This window comes from Vibrio palustris (assembly GCF_024346995.1).
Classification (GTDB): Bacteria; Pseudomonadota; Gammaproteobacteria; order Enterobacterales; family Vibrionaceae; genus Vibrio; species Vibrio palustris.
Window position 1 is genome coordinate 469,904 of sequence record NZ_AP024887.1, and the last position, 22,275, is coordinate 492,178.

Sequence of the window (22,275 nt, forward strand, 5' to 3'; positions counted from 1 at the left end):
TTTTGTGATAAACTTCACAAACTGTGCGCCTGTAGCTCAGCTGGATAGAGTACCTGGCTACGAACCAGGCGGTCAGAGGTTCGAATCCTCTCAGGCGCACCACTTTTAAGGGACTTGTTTTTAAATAAACTTACGTTCCTGATATGGCTTAATAAGCGGTATCGAAAGCACCATGTGCGCCTGTAGCTCAGCTGGATAGAGTACCTGGCTACGAACCAGGCGGTCAGAGGTTCGAATCCTCTCAGGCGCACCACTTTTAAGGGATTTGTTTTTAAATAAACTCATGTTCCTGATACAGCTTATACGCGGTATCGAAAGCACAATGTGCGCCTGTAGCTCAGCTGGATAGAGTACCTGGCTACGAACCAGGCGGTCAGAGGTTCGAATCCTCTCAGGCGCACCACTTTTAAGGGACTTGTTTTTAAATAGACTCATGTTCCTGATATGGCTTATATAAGCGGTATCGAAAGCACCATGTGCGCCTGTAGCTCAGCTGGATAGAGTACCTGGCTACGAACCAGGCGGTCAGAGGTTCGAATCCTCTCAGGCGCACCACTTTTAAGGGATTTGTTTTTTATAGATTCATGTTCCTGATACAGCTTGTACGCGGTATCGAAAGCACAATGTGCGCCTGTAGCTCAGCTGGATAGAGTACCTGGCTACGAACCAGGCGGTCAGAGGTTCGAATCCTCTCAGGCGCACCATATTTAAAAAAACCTCGCTTATGCGAGGTTTTTTTTCGCCTGAATGTTTTATTCCTTCCATACTTCTCTCTTCGCGAGGGCTAGAGCGTGTTTTGACTTTGCACTGCATCTCCTAACTCTTATTCTGAAATTTTTGTGTTTGAGCTAATATTAAGCTTATTGCACCGTTATGCGTTTGCTGATTCAAGCCACACTCTGAAGGTTGCGTTGCTGTTATTTGATGGTAGGTATGGGGAGGTTGCGCTAGATTGAAGGACAAGGCTCTGCTTTTTCATCATGTTAGGTTGACGAAAGATGGTCAGAGTAGGATAGACTAAGGTAGATATGACTGTTACCTATGAGTCATACACGTTAACAATACCGAATATTTATTAACCGCTCATTTGTTTTAGCCGTCAAAGTAGGGAAATGTAAAATGGAAAATACACAGATAGCTATCTCCAGTTTCGGAGGTCCGGAAACGCTTGTCATGCAATCGACAGAGATTCCAACACCACAAACCGGTGAAGTGTTAGTGAAAGTTGCTTTCGCCAGTGTGAACCCGATTGACGTAAAAACTCGCGCCGGTTTGGGGTGGGCGGCTGAACAAAATAAAGATCAATTACCATGGGTTCCTGGTTATGATATTTCAGGCAAGATAGAAGCCTTAGGTGAACAAGCACAGCGATTTGTCGTGGGCGATAATGTTGCTGGGTTTATTGGTTTTCCATTGCAAGCTGGTGGCTACAGTCAGTATGTGTGTGTGCCTGAAAGCGAATTAAGTTTAGTCTCGGATGCGATTACCTTAGAAGCGGCCGCAGCCTTACCGTTAGCGGGCCAAACGGCGGCACAAGCATTGAGTAATGCGGAGTTAAAAGAAGGCGAGCGTGTGCTAATTCTAGCTGGTGCTGGCGGTGCAGGACATTTAGCGGTGCAATTTGCTTTAGCAACGAAAGCAGAAGTCTATACCACATGTAGCGAAGCGAATTTAGATTACTTGGCGACTTTAGGGGCGCATGCCATCAATTATAATTTTGAGCCAGTTTCTCAACGCTTGAATCAAGTGGATGTACTCATTGACTTGGTTGGGGGGGATGCTGCTCTCGATGCGTTGAAATGTTTAAGTGATAATGCGCGCGTGGTCACCGTGCCGACAAATACCGCGGAAATGATTTGTGAAAAAGCACAAATGCTAGGTTTTAGTGCAACGGGAATGTTAGTGGATCCGCAGCCTGAGCAATTAGATACAATGCTTTATATGGTCAGTGTTGGACTCTTGAAGGTTGAAATATTTAATATCTTTCCGATGAATCAAGTGGTCGATGCTCATAAACAAATCGAAACTGGCCACACTAGGGGTAAGGTTTTACTTGATATGCAATCGTGATTGCGTCACTATTTTACGATATTTATCAGTACATTCTAAATTATCCGTTGCTTGTATTGTTTCTAAGTGCGTTTATTAGTGCCACCCTAGTTCCGATGGGGTCTGAAGCAATCTTCGTGATGGCGTTAAGCGAGACAACCCTCGCAGCTTGGGTTGTCATTACTGTTGCGAGTTTGGGGAATACACTCGGAGGCATCACCAACTATGCGTTAGGGCGTTGGCTATCTAGATACAAGGCTTCTCAACGTTCGCAGCGTCGAGCAACAGAATGGTTGCGACGATATGGCGTTTGGGCATTGTTGCTCAGTTGGTTACCTGTTGTTGGCGATCCCATCTGTGTGGCAGCTGGTTGGCTAAGAGTGCCCGCCTATTTTGCGATAGCGATGATGTTTATTGGAAAAATGTCTCGTTATATGGTGCTAGCAGCAATATTTTATCATTTTGTTTAAAGGATTGAACATGAAACACTGTTGGCTGTTTTTGGTCGCTGCGATGACACTTTCTGGGTGTGAAACAGCATTGGATACTAAAGTAGATTCACTCCCTAGCGGTATTACACAGATTGAACATGTTGCCGCCAAGCCTGGCACCTCTGTTATTCCTTATACTAAATACCGTTTAGACAATGGAATGACGGTGATTTTAAGCCCCGATCATTCAGATCCTCTTGTCCATGTTGATGTTACGTATCACGTCGGGTCGGCACGCGAAGATATCGGAAAATCTGGCTTCGCGCACTTCTTCGAACACATGATGTTTCAAGGTTCAGAGCATGTTGGTGATCAGCAACATTTTAAAATTGTGACTGAAGCAGGCGGTAAGCTCAATGGCAACACAACGCGTGATCGCACTAAATATTTTGAAACCCTGCCATCCAATCAATTAGAAAAAGCTTTGTGGTTAGAGTCTGATCGTATGGGATTTTTGTTGCAAGCTGTTTCAAAACGTAAGTTTGAAATCCAGCGTTCAACCGTAAAAAATGAACGCGCTCAAAACTATGATAATCGCCCGTATGGTTTGATTTGGGAACGGTTAGATGAGGCGTTATTTCCCGTGGGTCACCCTTACTCTTGGTCGGTGATTGGCGATGTTGACGATCTCAATAAAGTCGGTGTTAACGATTTAAAAACTTTTTTTCAACGCTGGTATGGCCCCAATAATGCCGTTCTCACCATTGGCGGAGATTTGGATTCTGAGCAAACGTTAGCTTGGGTGAAAAAATACTTTGGCTCAATACCGAAAGGGCCCGCTGTAGACAATGCGCCAAAGCAACCCGTTAAATTAAACAATGATCGATTTATTACCTTATCGGATCGTATTCAGCAGCCTATGCTGGTGCTCAGTTGGCCTACGAGTTTTAAAGGCGCTCAAGATCAAGTGGCACAAGATGTCTTGGCAAGCGCTATTGGTAGTGGAACCAATAGTTTGCTGTACAAACGTTTAATTAAAACGCAAAAAGCCGTTGATGCAGGCGCGTTCTTACGCTGTGATGAGTTGGCGTGCACGTTTAATATTTATGCGATGGCCCCTTCAGGAAAAAATTCTGACTTAACTCCTTTATATCATGATGTTATGGCGGTATTGGAGCGCTTTAAGCAGCAGGGAATATCATCAAGTAAGCTTGAGGAGATTACTAACAGTTCTGAATCTGGGGCAATCTTTGCTCTGCAAAGTGTGTCTGGAAAAGTGACAGAACTTGCCAATAGCCAAACTTTTTATGGCAATCCCGCTCACTTGCAAACTGAGTTAGAGCGACTCCGTCATTTGACGAAGGATGATGTGATGGCCGTATTTGATAAATATATCAATGGCCATGCCAAAGTAGCGTTAAGCGTTATTCCTCACGGCAAGCCTGCACTTGTTGCACAGAAGTCTAATTACACTCCACCACCGCGTGAATTACCTGACTACAGTAAAGAGCAAGCGGATGAAGTGCAACCGACTGAGATTTCTGACGATTTTGATCGCTCAGTCATGCCGCAGGTGACACACGGTGTTTATGCGCATTTACCCCAAAGCTATCACTGGAACACAGCGAATGGCATGACAATTCGTGGTATCGAGCAAACAGAGACACCGACGGTTGTGATGGAGTTTCGAGTGCCTGCTGGTTCTCGAGTCGTGCCTGAAGGCAAAGAAGGATTAGCAGGTTTAACGGCCGCTTTATTGAAGGAAGGGACAACGACACAGACTGCACAAGCGCTACAAGCCAAATTGGATCAGTTAGGGTCGAGTGTTGATGTCAGCGCGGGAATGTATACCACGAGCATTGTGGTGAGATCGTTACGTAAAAATGTTTCGCAAACCTTAGCAGTTATGCAAGATATGTTATTGCATCCCAAATTTTCCCCACAAGATTTTGAACGCTTACGTCAACAAAGCTTACAAGGTGCAGTTTATAAGCAGCAGTCCTCTTCATGGATGAATAGCCAAGCGATACGTCATGTCTTATTCCATGGAACACGGTTTGCAAGAGATGCCTCGGGAAATAAAGACAGTTTGTCTTCATTGACACTGGCAGATGTGAAGCAGTTTTATCAGCAGTACTACACGCCAAACGACACTAATGTCGCTGTCGTGGGCGATATTACGCAGACACAAGCTCGTAAGGCGCTCGCCAGTTTTGCTGTTTGGCAAGGTCATAAAGCGCCTCCGTGGCAGCCAGTCGCTTTACCTAAGCAATCTCATCAATCTCATATCTACTTAGTGGATAAACCTAATGCTAAGCAAACTACGGTAAGCTTCGTTCGCTTAGGGCCTGCTTATAGCGCGACAGGAGAGCGGTATAAAGCGTATTTAGCCAATTTCAATTTGGCCGGTAACTTTAATAGCCGAATTAATCTTAATTTGCGTGAAGACAAAGGGTATACCTATGGTGCCTTTGGATATATCTCTACGAATAAAGAATTTGGACATTGGGTGTTTAGCGCTGAGGTTAAAGCGCCAGCAACTGCTGATTCGATCATTGAGATACATAAAGAAATGGCTCAATATAGTCAATCCGGACCAACCGAAAGCGACGTGAAGTTTATGCGGCTTGCCGTCGGTCAGAAAAAAGCGCTGTCATATGAAACTCCGGGACAAAAAGCGCAGTTACTCGGCCATATGATGAGTTATAAGTTAGAAACTAATTACTTGGATGAACAAGAGCACATCATTAAAACGATCCCTCGTTCTACCTTGAAACGCTTGGCCCATAAATGGTTTGATCCGAATGAATATCAGATTGTTGTAGTAGGAGATGCAAAAACTCTTAAGCCACAATTACAAAAAACAGGATTACCAGTAGAACCGCTTGAAATCATCCGTTAGAGTACATACATAATCTAAGGTTGAGAAGGCTTCTCATGGATTGAGAAGCCGTCTGCTTTCATTGGAACAATACAACAATAAGCGAATGCTATTTTGACTAAATTTTCCGAGCGACTTAAAAAAGTTGCGACAAAACCTGATACATTTAAGCAGTTTGGCCGCGGGGTCGAACGCGAAACATTACGTTATACTCCTCAAGGTAGTATTGCTTTAACGCCTCATCCTGACTCCTTAGGTAAAGCGCTCACTAATGATTTGGTAACGACGGATTTCGCTGAGTCTTTGTTAGAGTTCATCACTCCAGTGTCCAAAAATGTGCATACATTATTGAATCAATTGGAAGACATTCATCATTTTGCCCAAAAACATATTGGCGATGAAAAGCTATGGCCTTTATCTATGCCATGTTTTGTCGGAGAAGAAGATGATGTGAAAATCGCGCAATTTGGCGAGTCTAATTCTGGAAAAATGAAAACATTATATCGCGCTGGACTAAAGCGTCGCTATGGCAGCTTAATGCAGATTATTTCTGGAGTTCATTTCAATTTTTCGTTCCCAGATAGCTTTTGGGACTCTTTGTTTGGTGAGCAATCTGAGCAAGAGCGACAAGACTCCCAGTCTGACGCGTATTTCTCTGTTATCCGTAATTATTATCGCTTTGGTTGGTTAATCCCTTACTTCTTTGGTGCTTCTCCAACATTATGCTCCTCTTTTATTCAGGGAAGAAAAACAGATTTACCCTTTGAGAGTATTGGCCAAACGTTATATTTACCTTACGCGACATCGCTGCGTCTTAGTGATTTAGGCTATACCAGTAATGAGCAGAGTTCGCTAAAAATTGGTTTCAATAGTCTTGATGAGTATCTTGAAGGGCTTAATCGTGCGATTCGTACACCATCGGAACGCTTTGCTGATATGGGTGTAAAAGTCGATGGAGAATATCGTCAACTAAACAGTAATGTTCTACAGATCGAAAATGAACTGTATGCGCCGGTTAGACCTAAACGTGTTGCTAAACGCGGGGAGAAACCCTCTGAAGCTTTACGCCGTGGTGTTGAGTACATCGAAGTGCGCTCTTTAGATGTCAATCCATTCAGCCCTATTGGCATTACCGAGCAGCAAGTGCGTTTCTTGGACATGTTTGTGACTTGGACCGCGTTGAGCGATTCTGAAGAAATGAACGATTGTGAGTTAGAATGCTGGCGCGATAATTGGCGTAAAGTTGTGCTCGAAGGTCGTAAACCTGGATTAGAGCTGCAAATAGGTTGTAACGGTGAAAAGCTAACTCTGCAAGCTTGGGCGAAGCGCGTGTTTAGTGAGTTGCGTCAAATCGCTGAAACGATGGACGAGGCTAACGGTGGGCGTGCCTACCAAGATGTTTGTGATGAATTAGAAGGTTGGATTGATAATCCAGAGTTGACGTTATCTGCGCAAGTGTTGAGTCAAACCAAACAAGCGGGTGGTTTGGGTAAAATGGGCTGTCAGTTAGGTAATGAGTATCGTGAGAAAAATCTCGCACATACGTATCAGTATTACTCTGAAGCGACAATGCAGCAAGAAGTCGCGGATTCGCAAGTACAAGCTCAAGCGGTGGAAGAAGCCGATGACGTGAGTTTTGATACGTATTTGGATCAGTACTTTAGTTATCTTAAATAACATGAAATCAATAATTCAGAGCTTGATGATGGTTGCAATACTTACGTTAGCTGGATGTGCTACGTCGCCGCCACGCAATCAAGCGAATTTATGTGATATATTTCGTGAAAAACCGGATTGGTATGAAGACGCCCTCGATATGAAAAAAGAATGGGGGGTGCCAATCCAGATTGCTATGGCTTTTGTGAAACAAGAAAGTTCATACAGGCATGATGCAAGACCACCAAAAGATTATATACTAGGTTTTATTCCTTGGGGCCGCGTAAGTAGTGCCTATGGGTATGCACAAGCTCAAGATCCAGCTTGGGATGATTATCAAACCGCCACCGATAATGGTGGTTCGCGTAATAGCTTTGATGATTCACTCCTGTTTGTTGGGTGGTATATCAGTGAAACACATCGTTTATTAGGCGTGTCGAAATGGGATACTTACCATCAATATCTCGCTTATCATGAAGGACGTGGTGGATTTAAGCGTCGTTCTTACCTGCACAAGCCCACGTTAATGCGTGTGGCGAGAAAGGTAGAGAAACAAGCGAAAGATTATGGTTGGCAATTGAAGAAGTGCCGCAAGGAACTTGATGACAATTTAAGCTGGTTTTTTTAAACCAGCGATTAAAGGAGAAAAGTAATTATGCCGTTATTAGACAGCTTTACCGTCGATCACACGCGTATGCATGCACCTGCAGTTCGTGTCGCAAAGAACATGCAAACACCAAAGGGTGACGACATCACGGTCTTTGATTTACGCTTTACCGTACCAAACGAAGCTCTCCTTTCTGAAAAAGGGATTCACACATTAGAGCATTTATTTGCAGGCTTTATGCGTGCGCATCTTAATGGTGACGATGTGGAAATTATCGATATCTCTCCGATGGGCTGTCGTACTGGTTTTTACATGAGTTTAATTGGCACGCCGGGTGAACAGCGTGTTGCTAACGCTTGGTTGGCGGCAATGAACGATGTACTAAAAGTTGCGGATCAAAACCAAATCCCTGAATTGAATGAATACCAATGTGGTACCGCCACTATGCACTCGCTTGATGAAGCGAAGCAAATTGCTCAAGCTGTGATTAGCAGTGGCATTCAAGTGAACAAAAATGATGATCTTGCATTGCCTGATGCAATGCTGCAAGAGTTGAAAGTAGACTAAGTCTTCTCAAGCTAAGCGTTAAAATAGCTTATCATTAAAAAAGCCCCTGACCATTTGCTCAGGGGCTTTTTTTACAGCGGATATATTGCGCTGCTTGGTTCATATAACCATAAAATTTAGCTTTGTTTGCGCACTTTGGTTGGGAATACTTTAACCAGTTTTATACGGTTTTCTTCAAGCTCAACGATTTCCATCGGGTGCTTGGCGACAAATAAGCTGAGTTTACTTTCTGGAATATGCTCAAGGTGTTCGAGTATTAAACCATTCAAAGTCCGTGGACCGTCGGTCGGTAACTTCCATCGTAAACTTTTATTGATATCTCGAATGTTGGCACTGCCTTCGATTAAGAAACTGCCATCGCTTTGTGGGGTGATTTCTTCAGCGAGGCTAGGGGCCATAGAAGTCGTGAACTCACCAACAATCTCTTCAAGAATATCTTCCAACGTAATTAAGCCAACAATGTCACCATATTCATCGACGATTAAACCAACGCGTTCTTTATTGCGCTGAAACTTTAATAACTGAACATTAAGTGGTGTCGATTCAGGAATAAAATACACTTCATCAGCTGCTCGCAATAAGGTTTCTTTATTAAACTCATTTTTTTCGAGCATCAGTCGAGAAGCATCGCGTAAACGTAGCATACCGACCACTTCGTCGATTTGATCACGATAAAGCACGACGCGGCCATGAGGTGAGTGAGTTAATTGACGAACAATCGACTTCCAATCATCGTTAATATTGATCCCCGTAATTTCATTACGTGGCACCATAATGTCATTGACTGTCACATGCTCTAAATCAAGAATGGAAATCAGCATATCTTGGTGACGACGTGGGATAAGCCCACCGGCCTCATTCACGACGGTTCTTAACTCTTCAGGATTGAGGGAGTCATCACCTTGGCTTTGTGGTTTTAACCCCAGCAAGCGAATAAAAGTATTCGTAATGAGGTTAACAAACACCACAAGGGGTGACAGAACTTTCATTAACACAGATAGCAGTACACTACTGATATACGATACTTTTTCAGGGTAAAGCGCCGCGACAGTTTTCGGTGTCACCTCAGCGAAAACCAGCACGACGAGGGTAAGCACACCCGTCGCAATCGCCACTCCCATATCGCCATATAAACGCATACCAATAATCGTCGCAATCGCCGACGCTAAGATATTAACGAGGTTGTTACCAATAAGAATTAAACCAATTAGGCGATCTGGGCGCTCAAGCAATCGCTCAACACGCTTGGCACCCTTGTGACCAGTATTAGATAAGTGCTTCAATCTGTAACGGTTCAAAGACATCATTCCTGTTTCTGAACCTGAAAAATAAGCTGAAATGACAATAAGGCACGCCAATAGCGCAAACAATAAACCCGTCGAGATGTCGTCCAAAACGGTCCGTTTCCTTTTAACTATGTTAGTAAGTAATAACCTACATGAGGTTGAGTATTAATGATACCAAGGTGTGATGCTACGATCAGTTAAGAATGACTTCTTTGACAAAGCGACTACCAAAATACGCCAATGTGAGTAAAAATGCACCAGTGACTGAGAGCCAAGTGACTTTTTTACCCCGCCAACCTTTTTGATAATGTCCCCATATTAACAGAGAGTACACAACCCACGCGAAAACTGATAGCACGCCTTTATGCGCTTTACCTTGTGCCAGCATATCACTCAAGAACCCGACACCTGTAATAATCGTCACAGTTAATAAGAGGTTGCCCACAATTAGGATATTAAAACAGTGGCGCTCTACACGTAGCAGTGGTGGGAAGTTTGGGTTGATCGCTAAACTTTTTTTCTTTTTCAACTTGTGATTGAGCCAAGCAAGTTGGATTGAATACAAAGTACCAATACATAAAGTAGAGTAAGAGAACAACGCAAAAGAAATGTGGGTCATTAACGTGAGGTCATCTTCTAAATGTGTCATGAAGGTATCAGGCACAAAATTAGCAATAACTAAGACAATAGCTGAAAAGCTATAAACTATAGGTAGTAAGAACCATAAGCGTGTCTTAAACATTGCGATGGTCATTAATGCTGAAATCATAAAGCTGACAACGGATGCGACATTTAAGATGCTAAGGTTTTGACCGTTATGATGAAAGATTAGATCACTAAGAAGCCACGCATGAAACAAAAGTGCGCAAACAGCACTAACAAATACTGCTTTTGTTTTAATTCCCGTTTGGTTCACAATACCTGGAACAATCATAGCAATGGCAATGAAGTATAACAGGGCGGCAACTAATGTAATTAGATTGTCCATATTTCTCACAAAGCTAGTAGACGAAGTTTTTAATTATACCCTGCCTGTCGACGATGGGCTATGACGTTTAATGACTGATTTTTTGACTTATGATGGGAAAAGTGGATTTATATGTCCAATGAAATGTGCGTTGAAGTTTGCAACGGGTATGACTATGGTTCTGCCTAAGGTATACTTACTGAAGATTATCGCCTCATAGCGAAGAGAAAAGAATATGTTTGAGAATTTAACCGATCGATTGTCGAGTACGCTGAAGAACATCAGCGGTAAAGGTCGCCTGACTGAAGATAATATTAAAGAAACGCTGCGTGAAGTCCGTATGGCGTTGCTTGAAGCGGACGTTGCGCTGCCTGTCGTTCGCGAATTTGTGAAGCGCGTTAAGGAAAACGCTGTCGGAGTGGAAGTGTCTAAATCACTGACTCCGGGGCAAGAGTTCATCAAGATTGTTCAGGCTCAGCTTGAAGCGGTAATGGGCGATGCCAATGAAGCGCTCGATCTTGCTGCTCAGCCGCCAGCCGTCGTATTAATGGCAGGTTTACAAGGTGCTGGTAAAACAACCAGTGTTGGTAAACTGGCGAAATTGCTGACTGAGCGTGATAAGAAAAAAGTGTTGGTAGTTTCAGCCGACGTTTATCGCCCTGCAGCGATCAAACAGTTGGAAACGTTAGCTGAAGGCGTTGGGGTTGAATTTTTCCCATCCTCGGCGGATCAAAAGCCGCTTGATATTGCCAACGCAGCGATTGACCATGCTAAGAAGAAATTCTTCGATGTGGTGATTGTCGATACCGCCGGTCGCTTAGCGATTGATGAAGACATGATGACAGAGATTCAATCTCTGCACTCGGCAATTAAACCTGTTGAAACCTTATTCGTCGTTGACGCCATGACGGGTCAAGATGCGGCGAACACGGCGAAAGCGTTCGGTGATGCACTGCCATTAACGGGTGTTGTCTTAACGAAAGTGGACGGTGATGCGCGTGGTGGTGCCGCTCTATCGGTACGTCATATCACAGGTAAACCAATTAAATTTTTAGGTATTGGTGAAAAAACTGATGCACTAGAACCGTTCCATCCAGATCGCGTGGCATCACGTATTTTGGGAATGGGCGATGTTCTGTCTTTGATTGAAGACTTACAAAAAAATGTTGACCATGAACAAGCAGAGAAACTTGCGAAGAAGTTCAAACAAAAGAAAGGGTTTGATCTTGAAGACTTCCGTGAGCAGCTTGGGCAAATGCAGAATATGGGCGGCATGATGGGGATGATGGATAAACTTCCCGGTATGTCCAAACTGCCAGCCAACGTTAAAGATAATGTTGATGATAAAGTTTTTAAACAAATGGAAGCGATGATTTCATCGATGACGATGAAGGAGCGCAATAACCCTGAATTGATTAAAGGCTCGCGTAAAAAGCGGATTGCAGCCGGTTCAGGTACCCAGGTTCAAGATGTGAATCGTATGCTCAAACAGTTTACCCAGATGCAGAAGATGATGAAGAAAATGCAAAAAGGTGGCATGAAAGGTATGATGCGCAATATGCAAGGCATGATGGGCGGCGGTGGCATGGGTGGCGGAGGAGGTTTCCTCGGCCGATAACATTAGGTTTTCACTCCTTTATTTCGAGTGTTTACTGAAACTGTTATAAGTGTCACAGATTTTTTACCAGGTTACGGTGGTGAAAAAACTAGCTAAACCCCTTGCATTGCCTCGGAATAAGAGTAAAATTCCGAGGCTTTATTTTGGCACGAGACCCCAAGCTGTGATGTTAATACGGTGATGGGGTTATTTTAATTATTGAGAAAGCAAAGAGGACGACATGGTAACCATTCGTTTGGCACGTCACGGCGCTAAAAAGCGTCCATTCTATCAAATCGTTGTTGCAGATAGCCGCAACGCTGCTACAGGCCGTTTCATCGAGAAAGTAGGTTTCTTTAACCCTACTGCTACTGGCCAAGAAGAAGGCCTACGTCTAGATGTAGACCGTGTGAACCACTGGGTTTCACAAGGTGCAACTGTATCTGACCGTGTAGCAAAACTAGTAAAAGACGCTAAAGCTGCGGCTTAATCGTTTTTGTAAGTAGTGCTAGTTTATGTCGATGAAAGGTAAAGAAACAATGAGCAAACAAGACGAAACCATTACGGTTGGAAAATTTGGTTCGACCTATGGCATTCGAGGTTGGCTTAAAGTTTTTTCCTATACAGACAATCCAGAAAGTATTTTTGATTACAGTCCTTGGTTAGTAAATAACAAGGGCGTGTGGGTTGAGCATAAAGTAGAGGCTTGGAAGCGCCATAATAAAGGCATGGTCGTGAAATTGAGTGGGTTAGATATCCGCGAAGATGCACACCAACTGACAAACTTTGAAATTTCTATTAACCCGGCGGTACTTCCAGAACTGCCAGAAGATGAATTCTACTGGCGAGAATTGTTTGGTATGCAAGTCGTGACGACAAAAGGGTATAACCTTGGCGAAGTCACCGATGTTTTAGAGACTGGCTCAAACGATGTTTTGGTTGTTAAAGCAAATCCAAAAGATGCTTTCGGCCAAAAGGAACGCTTAATCCCGTTCCTTGAAGAGCAAGTGATCAAACATATTGATCGCGAAGCTCAACGGATCGAAGTTGACTGGGATCCTGGATTCTAACTTCAGAACGGTAAGGCAAGATACATATGTGGGTTGGCGTAATAAGCCTCTTTCCTGAAATGTTTCAAAGCATTACGGATTTTGGAGTAACAGGTCAAGCGGTAAAAAGTGGGGTGATGTCTGTGCAAACTTGGAATCCTCGTGATTTCACGCACGATAAACGTCGCACTGTCGACGATAAACCCTACGGTGGTGGTCCTGGTATGCTAATGATGGTTCAGCCTTTGCGCGATGCCATTCAAGCTGCGAAACAGGCCGCACCGAAAAAGGCGAAAGTGATCTATCTTTCTCCGCAAGGTCGTAAACTCGATCAAGCGGGAGTAGAAGAACTGGCTACCAATGAGAACTTGATTCTGATTTGTGGTCGCTACGAAGGAATAGATGAACGTGTCATAGCATCTGAAGTCGACGAAGAATGGTCGATTGGGGATTTTGTGATGACGGGAGGGGAAATCCCAGCCATGACGTTAATTGATTCTGTCTCGCGGTTTGTTCCGGGAGTTTTAGGCGATTTTGCGTCAGCAGAAGAGGATTCTTTTGCAAATGGTTTATTGGATTGCCCACACTATACGCGTCCTGATGTATTGGATGGAAAAGAGGTACCGAGTGTACTGAAATCTGGTAATCATGAGGATGTGCGCCGCTGGCGACTCAAACAGTCGCTAGGCCGAACTTGGCAGAGAAGACCAGAGCTCCTGGAAAACCTAGCTCTGACTGACGAACAGGAAAAATTACTGGCTGAATTCATTAAAGAATTTCAGACCTCGTAAACCTATTAAATTTAGTATCAGTTTATTCTAGGAATTAAATAATGAGTAACATCATCAAAGCTCTAGAAGATGAGCAAATGAAACAAGACCTACCTAACTTCGCACCAGGTGACACTGTTGTGGTTCAAGTTCAGGTAAAAGAAGGTGACCGTGAACGTCTACAGGCGTTTGAAGGTGTTGTGATTCGTAAACGCAACCGTGGTCTACACTCAGCATTCACTGTACGTAAAATCTCGAACGGTGAAGGTGTAGAGCGTACTTTCCAAACTCACTCACCAGTTGTTAATAGCATTGCAGTGAAACGCCGTGGTGCAGTACGTCGTGCCAAATTGTACTACCTACGCGAACGCTCTGGTAAGGCTGCTCGTATTAAAGAGAAGCTTACTAAAAAATAATGCTAGAACTCGCGTTCTCATGAAACGGAGCCCAATGGGCTCCGTTTTTTTTATCCGGATCAGAGTGGCAACGAGACTCGTAAGTGATTGAAGGATAAAAAAATGCCACCAATGATAATGGTGGCACGAGTTTATATAGAGGTTATACGCGATAGCAATGACGACTAATCATAATTATCTTCCGCGATTGTGACGGAGAGCGTCATTTCTTTGCCGTTACGTAATAGCGTGACTTTTACGACTGTCCCGGGGCGTAAATTGGTCACCGTATCCATCACTTCTTGTCTACCCGTCACTTTGTGACCATCGATTTCAGTAATGATGTCATTCTTCTTCAATCCCGCTTTTTGTGCCGGACCATTAGGGTCGACGCCAACAACTAAAATACCGCCTACATGCTGGCCATTCATAATGTGACCCGTTAATGAATTCATATCTTCGCCATCGACTCCTATATAGCCGCGGATTACGCGGCCGTCGGCAATGATTTTTTGCATGATGGTGTTGGCCAGTGAAAATGGAATAGCAAAAGAGATACCATAAGTTTCAATATCGGTTGCTTGCTGGAAAGAGGCCGTATTTATACCGACTAATTCCCCACGTGAATTAACAAGAGCACCACCGGAATTACCGGCATTTATGGCTGCATCGGTTTGAATAAAGGCTTGGCGTCGTCCTGCGCTGATTGACGAACGTCCTGTTGCCGAAATAATTCCGAATGTCGTTGTTTGCCCTAAGTTATAGGGATTACCAATCGCCATCACTACATCGCCCACTTTTGGATGGTAATGAGGGTTTAAAGGGATGACGGGGAGGTGGTCCCCTTCTATACGCAAAACCGCAAGGTCAGTACGTTTATCTTTCCCCACCAATTGCGCGGCCGCTACACGGCCATCCTGTAGCGCGACAATAATTTGATCGGCTTTCGCGATGACGTGGTAATTGGTAATGATATAACCTTTTTTGCTTACAATAACGCCAGAACCTAGACCTTGTGTTGAAAGCTTTTTGCGATTACTTCTATCATATTGGCGACTGTAAATATTAACGACGGCTGGAGCTGCACGGCGCACCGCCGGATTAAAAGACAGTTCAGTTGAGGAAATGTTAGCCACGCTGGGGCTTGCTGACGGTATAAAGTGCTCTCTTAGTGAGGGGACAGCCGCAATGATAATCGCTGCAGAAGCGAGCCCAATAACCACTGAACGAATCCAGAATTTCAGCATAAAATCCTCAAAGTGAATAACAATAGTAAAGTAAACAGAATTGACATTGTATGCTGAATGAGGCCAATCCTGCTACATTGTTTTCGTTTGATTACACTTTTTCATGAGATGGATGAATGGTTGGAAAGTATTATGCGAGTAAATAAAAGAGCAGGCGAGGCCTGCTCTTAACGTTGAGCATTGTGGGCGTTTATTGGACGACGAGGTAAAGTGTCTGTGCACCTCGTTTTATATTTAGTGCTAATACGTTGGATTTTTTCTCAAGAACATGACGTAAGTCGGCAATATTTTTGATGCGCTGGCGGTTGACGCCAATAATGATATCGCCTTTTTTCAACTGGTATTGAGCGGCAGGGGAGTGTGGTTTTACAGCGGAAACCTTCACGCCTTGCATCGCATCATCAGATGAGGTGTTGACAAACGAAGCACCAGATAATCCTTTATGCAAATCGGCGGCTTTTGTTTTGCTTTCAACTTGTTTACCGAGCGTGACATCGAGAGTCTTATGCTTGCCATCACGAATGATGCCCATCGTTATCTTACGGCCGACTCCTAGAGTCGCGACTTTAGCACGTAGTTCGGAGAAAGAATGGATGGTTTTACCATTGATCGACATAATCACATCGCCAGCTTTCAAACCCGCTTTGGCGGCTGCCGTTTTCGGCATCACTTCACTCACAAACGCGCCTTGACTTGAGTCGAGATTCAGAGCTTCTGCGAGATCAGAGTTAACTTCTCCCCCTTTCACGCCAAGCATGCCACGTTTTACTTCACCGTATTTCAATATTTGGTCGGTAAGGTTTTTCATCATATTGGATGGGATTGAAAAACCAATACCAATATTACCGCCATTGGGGCCTAATATCGCGGTATTAATACCGATAAGTTCACCTTTCAAGTTCACCAGTGCTCCACCTGAATTACCACTATTTATTGCCGCATCGGTTTGGATGAAGTTTTCAAAGTTTTCAAGATTGAGGCCGCTGCGACCGAGTGCAGAGATAATCCCTGATGTGACGGTTTGACCAAGGCCAAACGGGTTACCAATCGCGACAGAAAAATCGCCGACTTGTAAGTTATCTGAATCCGCTATTTTGATTTGTGTTAGGTTTTTTGCGTCTTTGAGTTTAAGCAATGCAATATCAGACATTTTATCACTGCCAACGAGTGTGGCATCGAACTCGCGGCCGTCTTTCAATTGTACTTTGATGGAGTCCGCCCCTTTAATGACATGGTAGTTAGTCACTACATAGCCCTTATCGGCATTGATGATGACACCTGATCCAAGGCCTTTAAATGGTCGTTTTTCTAATTGTTCTGTCGGAAAATCTGGACCAAAGAAAAAACGGAATTGCTCAGGGATATGTTGACGAGAAACTTGAGTACCTTCCACCGCAATGCTCACCACTGCGGGGGTGACTTTCTTGAGCATAGGGGCGAGACTTGGCATTTCGGCGCCATTTACAGCGACTGGCAATGCCGCTGACGCCGATACTGGGGTTATAATCGAGGTTAAACTAAGGGAAAGGACGGTTAACGCAAGTAAAGGTTTTTTCATCATAAAACTCCTCAAAGTTACACGGATATAGAATTGAATATGGGTGGTAAACCACCCATATTCAATATAATCAATGCGAGTTATGACTCAAAAACTTGAATAAAGTTCATTGGTTATTTAACAATTAACTTGCTTGATTCTTGATAACCTCTGACGAATCTAAAAATTGCTTCTCTTCACCTTTTAAAAGCCCAGTCGCTCCGGATGCATAATCTTTTGGCGGTAAGCTATCGTCTTCACTCGTGTTTTTATCGGTGTTATCTGGTTTTTCTTGGCTGACGAGTTTGTCAAACGGGTTATCTTGCTCTGGTAGATGAGCGAGTAACTCTGCAGAAGTTTTCGCCATATGTTGATAAATTTTTGTGTAATCTTTTCCTAGTGTATCAAGAAGATCTGCTGATTGACTTAGGTGATCGGCAAACTCTTGACGTTGTTGTTCAAGTTCGTAGTTAGCGTGTTGCAACTCATTATGTAAGGACTTTTGAGATTTATATTGCGGCGTCGTGAGACGAGTAATGATAATTCCCACCACAATACCTATCAACAATCCTACAATCGCATATATCCAAGGCATAACAGCTCCTTATTGTTGTTATTTAACATGTTTTTACCATTTGGTTACACATGCCCTCAGCCCATGTTACTATGATTTCATAGGTTGGATAAAGAAAAAGCATGTGCGCGATACGTCAGTTTTCCTTTTTAAAAATAGTAGATGGCTATGACACCAAAGCAACGTTATGAACAAGATTTAATTAAGCTTGAATTTCAAAGAGATGAAGCGCAGTCCATCGCCATAGAGGCTCTGGATGCGCTTTATCATCAATGCATCGAATTTTCTCAAGCTCCCGCAGTTGAGCCAACATGGTGGCAAAAAATAACCAAACGAGTACCAGAACCGGTGGCACCGCCTAAGGGACTATACTTTTGGGGCGGAGTCGGACGTGGAAAAACGTACTTAATGGATCTTTTCTACGAATCGTTACCACTTGATAGAAAAATGCGTAGTCACTTTCATCGTTTTATGTTGCGTGTTCATCAAGAACTGGCACAACTTGGTGAAATTAGTGACCCTTTGAATAAAGTAGCGGATATTTTGGCAAAAGAAACTCAGATTATCTGTTTTGATGAGTTCTTTGTCTCTGATATCACGGATGCCATGATTTTGGGGACTTTATTTCAAGAGTTATTTCAGCGTGGTGTTATTTTAGTCGCGACTTCGAATATTCCTCCCCATGATCTCTACCGTAATGGTTTACAGCGCGCACGGTTTCTACCTGCCATTGCTTTGATTGAAGCAAACTGTCGTATTCTCAATGTTGATAGTGGGGTGGATTACCGTTTGCGCACCTTAGAACAAGCCGAAATTTATCACTACCCGTTGGATAAGTACTCGAGTGATTATTTGCTTAATTACTATCGACAACTCTCAGGTGTGAATGAAGTTCAGCCACTGTCGATACGGGTTAATCATCGTGATATCGCCGTAAGTGGGGCTCATGACGGCATGTTATATGCGACATTTGAGCAATTATGCGAAACGGCACGCAGTCAGAATGATTATATTGAGATCTCGCGTTTGTACCACACGGTATTTCTACAAGGTGTGCCTCAAATGGAGAGAAGTATGGATGACTCAGCACGACGTTTTATTGCTCTAGTCGATGAGTTTTATGAACGCCACGTCACACTTATTATCTCAGCAGAGGTGTCGCTTGAAGCGTTATACACTCATGGTCAACTAGAGTTTGAATTTCAACGCTGTCAATCCAGATTGATAGAAATGCAAAGCAAAGAGTATTTAGCTCGGGAACATCTGATTTAACGTCGACTTAGTGATCACTTTCAGGCATGATACCGGGCTGGGCAACGCGAGCCTTAGTAATAAACTTTTTTTAAAATTTTCTTAATTTTTTTATGAAATGAGGTGATTTTTTCTTCAGTCTTCTCTATAATCTCGCGACCCACCGTTACTGCAGGTCTTGAAGACCGAGAGTGCATCCACTCGAAGGGGTGATGACTGGGCTCTTAGACAGTGGGAGTATATGTATGCTCCTTAATGTGTAAATTTAAATAAACGGGTTATTATTAGCATGAAAACTTTCGTTGCTAAACCAGAAACTGTAAAACGTGACTGGTATGTTGTAGACGCTGAAGGTAAAACTCTTGGCCGTCTAGCAAGTGAAATTGCATTACGCCTACGTGGCAAACATAAAGCTGAATACACTCCTCACGTTGACACTGGCGATTACATCGTCGTTGTAAATGCTGAGAAAGTTGCTGTTACTGGTAACAAAGCTAAAGACAAAGTGTACTACCGTCACTCTGAATTCCCAGGCGGCCTAAAATCAATCACGTTTGAAAAACTGATCGATCGTAAGCCAGAAATGGTAATTGAATCAGCGGTTAAAGGCATGCTTCCGCGTGGTCCTCTAGGCCGTGCTATGTACCGTAAGCTTAAAGTTTACGCTGGCGCTGAGCATAACCACATTGCTCAACAACCAAAAGTACTAGACATTTAATCGGGGACTTGGAAAATGGCAGAGAATCAATATTACGGCACTGGCCGTCGCAAAAGCTCAGCTGCACGCGTTTTTATCAAACCAGGCAGTGGCAACATCGTAATCAACAAGCGTAGTCTTGATGAATACTTTGGTCGTCCAACAGCTCGTATGGTTGTTAAACAACCTCTTGAGCTAGTTGAAATGACTGACAAACTAGACCTATACATCACTGTTTCAGGCGGTGGTATTTCTGGTCAAGCTGGCGCAATCCGTCACGGTATCACTCGCGCTCTTATGGAGTACGATGAGTCTCTACGCCCAGCACTACGTGCTGAAGGCTATGTGACTCGTGATGCACGTCAGGTTGAGCGTAAGAAAGTTGGTCTACGTAAAGCACGTCGTTCACCACAGTTCTCAAAACGTTAATATCGTTTTGTTCGAATCGACATCCAGTTTTCTGGATTGTGGTATCAAAGCCCGGTTTATACCGGGCTTTTTGTTTTTTATCTTTTCAAATTCCCCCTATTTCTCATCATCTTTTTATCCTGTGTCTGTCACGCTATTCGAGTGATACAGGTGATTTCTTATCTTATACTGAGCGTCCTATTTTATTGTTATCACTGCTCGTGAGGGGCTTTGCAAGCGATAAGTAAACATCGAGCTGTTGGAAGTCTGAATGACTTACTGAACTGGGTTTGATTTTCTTGGTAACGCGTCTTTGTGTAGTAATTATGAGAGAGTGACAGAAAGAGTAATGGCGTGATGTGCACTAAATGTGCTATTATACCGTGCTAATTTCCTTTTTTTATAAATCAGTGGATAAAATATGCCATTGATTTTCTCTGTTTAAGTGTGCTGGAGGGCTCCATGGCTGTTGCTGCCAATAAACGTTCTGTGATGACTTTGTTTTCAAGTGCCACTGATATGTATAGCCATCAGGTTCGCATTGTTTTGGCTGAAAAAGGCGTGAGTTTTGAAGTGGAGTTGGTTGACGAAACTAACCTACCAGCAGAACTTATTGAATTGAACCCTTATAAATCAGTTCCTACTCTCGTCGACCGTGAACTGGCGTTATACGATTCAAACATCATCATGGAATACCTTGATGAGCGTTTCCCACATCCACCATTGATGCCAGTTTATCCTGTTGCTCGTGGTAACAGCCGTTTGATGATTTATCGTATCGAACGTAACTGGTACACTTTGGTTGATAAGGTTGTAAATGGTTCTGCTGAAGAGTCAGAGAAAGCCCGTGATCGTTTACGTAATGATTTGCTAACACTTGCGCCAGTATTCGCTGAATATGAATACTTTATGAGCGAAGAGTTTAGCCTAATTGATTGTTACTTAGCACCGCTACTATGGCGTTTACCTGTATTGGGTATTGATCTAGTAGGTCCTGGTTCTAAAGAATTAAAAGTGTACATGAACCGTGTCTTCGAACGTGATTCGTTCTTGGCTTCACTTACTGAAGCTGAACGTGAGATGCGCCTAGCTCGTTAATGGTTGTTTATGGATATTGAAACAATGACACCGCGCCGTCCATTCATGTTGAGAGCCTTCTATGAATGGTTGTTGGATAATGATTTAACACCTCACCTTGTGGTTGATGCCACAATGAATGGTGTGAATGTTCCATTAGAATTTGTGCAAGATGGACAGATTATTTTAAATGTCGCGCCTCGCGCAGTTGGCAATCTTCAATTAGGTGATGATGCTGTAACTTTCAGCGCTCGCTTTGGTGGTCGTCCACATTCAGTGATGGTTCCTCTTTATGCCGTGCAAGCGATATATGCACGTGAAAATGGCGCAGGAACCATGTTTGATCCTGAACCAGCATACGAAGATCATATCGATGAGTGGCAACCCCCTATGGAAAACGAAGACAGCGCGGAAGACACTATGACGTTAGTGTCTGATACCGATGATATCGTTGAAGTGGAACCAGAAGCTACTGCTGACACTGCCAAGGCAGATGACAACGATGACAATGACGACGAACCGCCTCGTCCACGAGGTAAACCAAGTTTACGCGTTGTAAAATAATGTGTTTAAGGTTTTCATTGATAAAAAAGCAGCGTTTATACGCTGCTTTTTTTTATCGTTAATTAAGACGTTTGTAATACCGAATAGATTAATCTGCGTAGTTAAAGGCGCGCACGACTTGTTTTACGCCAGAGATGTGCCTTGTGATATCAGTAGCAACTTTGGCCTGTTCATGCGTAATATAACCAAATAAGTAAACGACATTATCTTCTGTTGCAACGGTGATCTTAACGCCGTTAAGTTTTGAATCAGTTAGTAACGAGGATTTAACTTTAGTCGTAATCCAAGTGTCATCACTAACCTGAGCAAAACTCAGCGGATTTTTTATATCGACTTTGTTGTGTAGTTCACGCACACCCTGCAGTTTACGTATTTTCGTTAAGAACTGCTCAAGGACTGCTTTTTGCTTGGCTTGACCAATAATAACCACTTTGCCTTGATAAGATACCGCGGTAATACGTAGCTGATCTTTGTAGGGAGCTTTATGACTTAAGCCTCCAATATCCAATTCTAAATGGTTGTCGTCCCAAATCTGTTGGGCAGAACGCGGATCCGTAACGATGTTCGCCGTTGTTGCCGCCCCAGCAATAAGAAAGCCAGCACATCCTGTGGTAGAAAAAGCGAACACGCATACAAGGATCAAAGACAGGGTTTTTTTCATAATA

At 43.4% G+C, this 22,275-nt stretch carries 22 protein-coding genes and 5 tRNA genes; 21 read left to right on the top strand and 6 right to left on the bottom strand.

The genetic code is table 11. From position 1 onward, the window contains the following. Nucleotides 1-25 precede the first annotated feature (25 nt). The 11 genes from OCU30_RS02310 (at nt 26) to luxS (ending at nt 8,191) form a co-directional block, all read left to right on the top strand. A tRNA-Arg gene (locus tag OCU30_RS02310) sits at nt 26-102 on the top strand. A 74-nt stretch (nt 103-176) separates the two neighbouring features. Then, nucleotides 177-253, top strand: a tRNA-Arg gene (locus OCU30_RS02315). Nucleotides 254-326: 73 nt separating this feature from the next. Next, nucleotides 327-403: transfer RNA gene (locus OCU30_RS02320), tRNA-Arg, on the top strand. Nucleotides 404-478: 75 nt separating this feature from the next. Continuing rightward, nucleotides 479-555: transfer RNA gene (locus OCU30_RS02325), tRNA-Arg, on the top strand. A 72-nt stretch (nt 556-627) separates the two neighbouring features. Beyond that, nucleotides 628-704 (top strand) — tRNA-Arg (locus OCU30_RS02330). Between the two features lie 415 nt (nt 705-1,119). Beyond that, nucleotides 1,120-2,070, top strand: coding sequence for an NADP-dependent oxidoreductase (locus tag OCU30_RS02335; RefSeq protein WP_077311072.1), 951 nt, complete (start codon nt 1,120-1,122; stop codon nt 2,068-2,070). Further along, nucleotides 2,067-2,519, top strand: coding sequence for a YqaA family protein (locus OCU30_RS02340; RefSeq protein WP_235861801.1), 453 nt, complete (start codon nt 2,067-2,069; stop codon nt 2,517-2,519). Before OCU30_RS02335 ends, OCU30_RS02340 begins: the two co-directional genes overlap by 4 nt. 10 nt (nt 2,520-2,529) lie before the next feature. Further along, the gene (locus OCU30_RS02345; RefSeq protein ID WP_077311074.1) at nt 2,530-5,382 is read left to right on the top strand and encodes a M16 family metallopeptidase; all 2,853 of its coding nucleotides are present in this window, start codon (nt 2,530-2,532) and stop codon (nt 5,380-5,382) included. Nucleotides 5,383-5,475: 93 nt separating this feature from the next. Continuing rightward, complete coding sequence (gene gshA / locus OCU30_RS02350; protein WP_077311077.1) at nt 5,476-7,038, top strand: glutamate--cysteine ligase; 1,563 nt, start codon at nt 5,476-5,478, stop codon at nt 7,036-7,038. Nucleotides 7,039-7,063: 25 nt separating this feature from the next. Beyond that, on the top strand, nt 7,064-7,645 hold the full coding sequence (locus OCU30_RS02355) for a transglycosylase SLT domain-containing protein (protein WP_476756244.1): 582 nt from the start codon (nt 7,064-7,066) through the stop codon (nt 7,643-7,645). A 27-nt stretch (nt 7,646-7,672) separates the two neighbouring features. Further along, on the top strand, nt 7,673-8,191 hold the full coding sequence (gene luxS / locus OCU30_RS02360; protein ID WP_077311084.1) for an S-ribosylhomocysteine lyase: 519 nt from the start codon (nt 7,673-7,675) through the stop codon (nt 8,189-8,191). Nucleotides 8,192-8,307: 116 nt separating this feature from the next. On the opposite strand, the gene OCU30_RS02365 is transcribed toward luxS, so the two are convergent. Beyond that, nucleotides 8,308-9,585, bottom strand: a complete 1,278-nt coding sequence (locus tag OCU30_RS02365) for an HlyC/CorC family transporter (RefSeq protein ID WP_077311087.1) — start codon at nt 9,583-9,585, stop codon at nt 8,308-8,310. 85 nt (nt 9,586-9,670) lie between these two features. Continuing rightward, entirely contained in the window at nt 9,671-10,465 is a 795-nt protein-coding gene (locus tag OCU30_RS02370; RefSeq protein WP_077311090.1) for a cytochrome C assembly family protein, read from the bottom strand. A gap of 214 nt (nt 10,466-10,679) precedes the next feature. Here OCU30_RS02370 and ffh point away from each other — a divergent pair, with 214 nt between their 5' ends. The 5 genes from ffh (at nt 10,680) to rplS (ending at nt 14,276) form a co-directional block, all read left to right on the top strand. Next, a complete protein-coding gene (gene ffh / locus OCU30_RS02375) occupies nt 10,680-12,062 on the top strand; it encodes a signal recognition particle protein (RefSeq protein WP_077311092.1) in 1,383 nt (460 codons plus the stop codon). Nucleotides 12,063-12,282: 220 nt separating this feature from the next. Further along, the gene (rpsP, locus tag OCU30_RS02380; RefSeq protein ID WP_077311095.1) at nt 12,283-12,531 is read left to right on the top strand and encodes a 30S ribosomal protein S16; all 249 of its coding nucleotides are present in this window, start codon (nt 12,283-12,285) and stop codon (nt 12,529-12,531) included. Between the two features lie 25 nt (nt 12,532-12,556). Next, entirely contained in the window at nt 12,557-13,111 is a 555-nt protein-coding gene (gene rimM / locus OCU30_RS02385) for a ribosome maturation factor RimM (RefSeq protein WP_077311098.1), read from the top strand. A 26-nt stretch (nt 13,112-13,137) separates the two neighbouring features. Then, nucleotides 13,138-13,881, top strand: a complete 744-nt coding sequence (gene trmD, locus OCU30_RS02390; RefSeq protein WP_077311101.1) for a tRNA (guanosine(37)-N1)-methyltransferase TrmD — start codon at nt 13,138-13,140, stop codon at nt 13,879-13,881. Between the two features lie 41 nt (nt 13,882-13,922). Continuing rightward, on the top strand, nt 13,923-14,276 hold the full coding sequence (gene rplS / locus OCU30_RS02395; protein WP_077311102.1) for a 50S ribosomal protein L19: 354 nt from the start codon (nt 13,923-13,925) through the stop codon (nt 14,274-14,276). A gap of 164 nt (nt 14,277-14,440) precedes the next feature. On the opposite strand, the gene degS is transcribed toward rplS, so the two are convergent. The 3 genes from degS to zapG all read right to left on the bottom strand — a co-directional run bounded on the left by degS (nt 14,441) and on the right by zapG (nt 17,634). Continuing rightward, nucleotides 14,441-15,502 carry an outer membrane-stress sensor serine endopeptidase DegS gene (gene degS, locus OCU30_RS02400; protein WP_077311105.1) on the bottom strand — a complete coding sequence of 354 codons (1,062 nt, stop codon included), beginning with the start codon at nt 15,500-15,502 and terminating at the stop codon, nt 14,441-14,443. 190 nt (nt 15,503-15,692) lie between these two features. Continuing rightward, nucleotides 15,693-17,060, bottom strand: a complete 1,368-nt coding sequence (locus OCU30_RS02405) for a Do family serine endopeptidase (RefSeq protein ID WP_077311107.1) — start codon at nt 17,058-17,060, stop codon at nt 15,693-15,695. 124 nt (nt 17,061-17,184) lie between these two features. Beyond that, nucleotides 17,185-17,634 (bottom strand): Z-ring associated protein ZapG, encoded by a 450-nt coding sequence (zapG, locus tag OCU30_RS02410; RefSeq protein ID WP_077311110.1) that lies wholly within the window; start codon nt 17,632-17,634, stop codon nt 17,185-17,187. Between the two features lie 147 nt (nt 17,635-17,781). On the opposite strand from zapG, the gene zapE reads away from it, so the two are divergent. From zapE to sspB, 5 genes are all read left to right on the top strand, one after another. Continuing rightward, nucleotides 17,782-18,885, top strand: a complete 1,104-nt coding sequence (gene zapE / locus OCU30_RS02415) for a cell division protein ZapE (protein WP_077311113.1) — start codon at nt 17,782-17,784, stop codon at nt 18,883-18,885. A 268-nt stretch (nt 18,886-19,153) separates the two neighbouring features. After that, nucleotides 19,154-19,582: a 50S ribosomal protein L13 gene (rplM, locus tag OCU30_RS02420; RefSeq protein WP_077311116.1), complete on the top strand. Its 429-nt coding sequence runs from the start codon at nt 19,154-19,156 to the stop codon at nt 19,580-19,582. A 15-nt stretch (nt 19,583-19,597) separates the two neighbouring features. Beyond that, complete coding sequence (rpsI, locus tag OCU30_RS02425; RefSeq protein WP_077311119.1) at nt 19,598-19,990, top strand: 30S ribosomal protein S9; 393 nt, start codon at nt 19,598-19,600, stop codon at nt 19,988-19,990. Nucleotides 19,991-20,431: 441 nt separating this feature from the next. Next, nucleotides 20,432-21,067 (top strand): stringent starvation protein SspA, encoded by a 636-nt coding sequence (gene sspA, locus OCU30_RS02430; protein WP_077311122.1) that lies wholly within the window; start codon nt 20,432-20,434, stop codon nt 21,065-21,067. A gap of 9 nt (nt 21,068-21,076) precedes the next feature. Continuing rightward, complete coding sequence (sspB, locus tag OCU30_RS02435; RefSeq protein WP_077311125.1) at nt 21,077-21,610, top strand: ClpXP protease specificity-enhancing factor; 534 nt, start codon at nt 21,077-21,079, stop codon at nt 21,608-21,610. 88 nt (nt 21,611-21,698) lie between these two features. Here sspB and OCU30_RS02440 read toward each other — a convergent pair whose 3' ends face one another. After that, a complete protein-coding gene (locus OCU30_RS02440; protein WP_077311128.1) occupies nt 21,699-22,271 on the bottom strand; it encodes a BON domain-containing protein in 573 nt (190 codons plus the stop codon). Nucleotides 22,272-22,275: the final 4 nt, after the last annotated feature.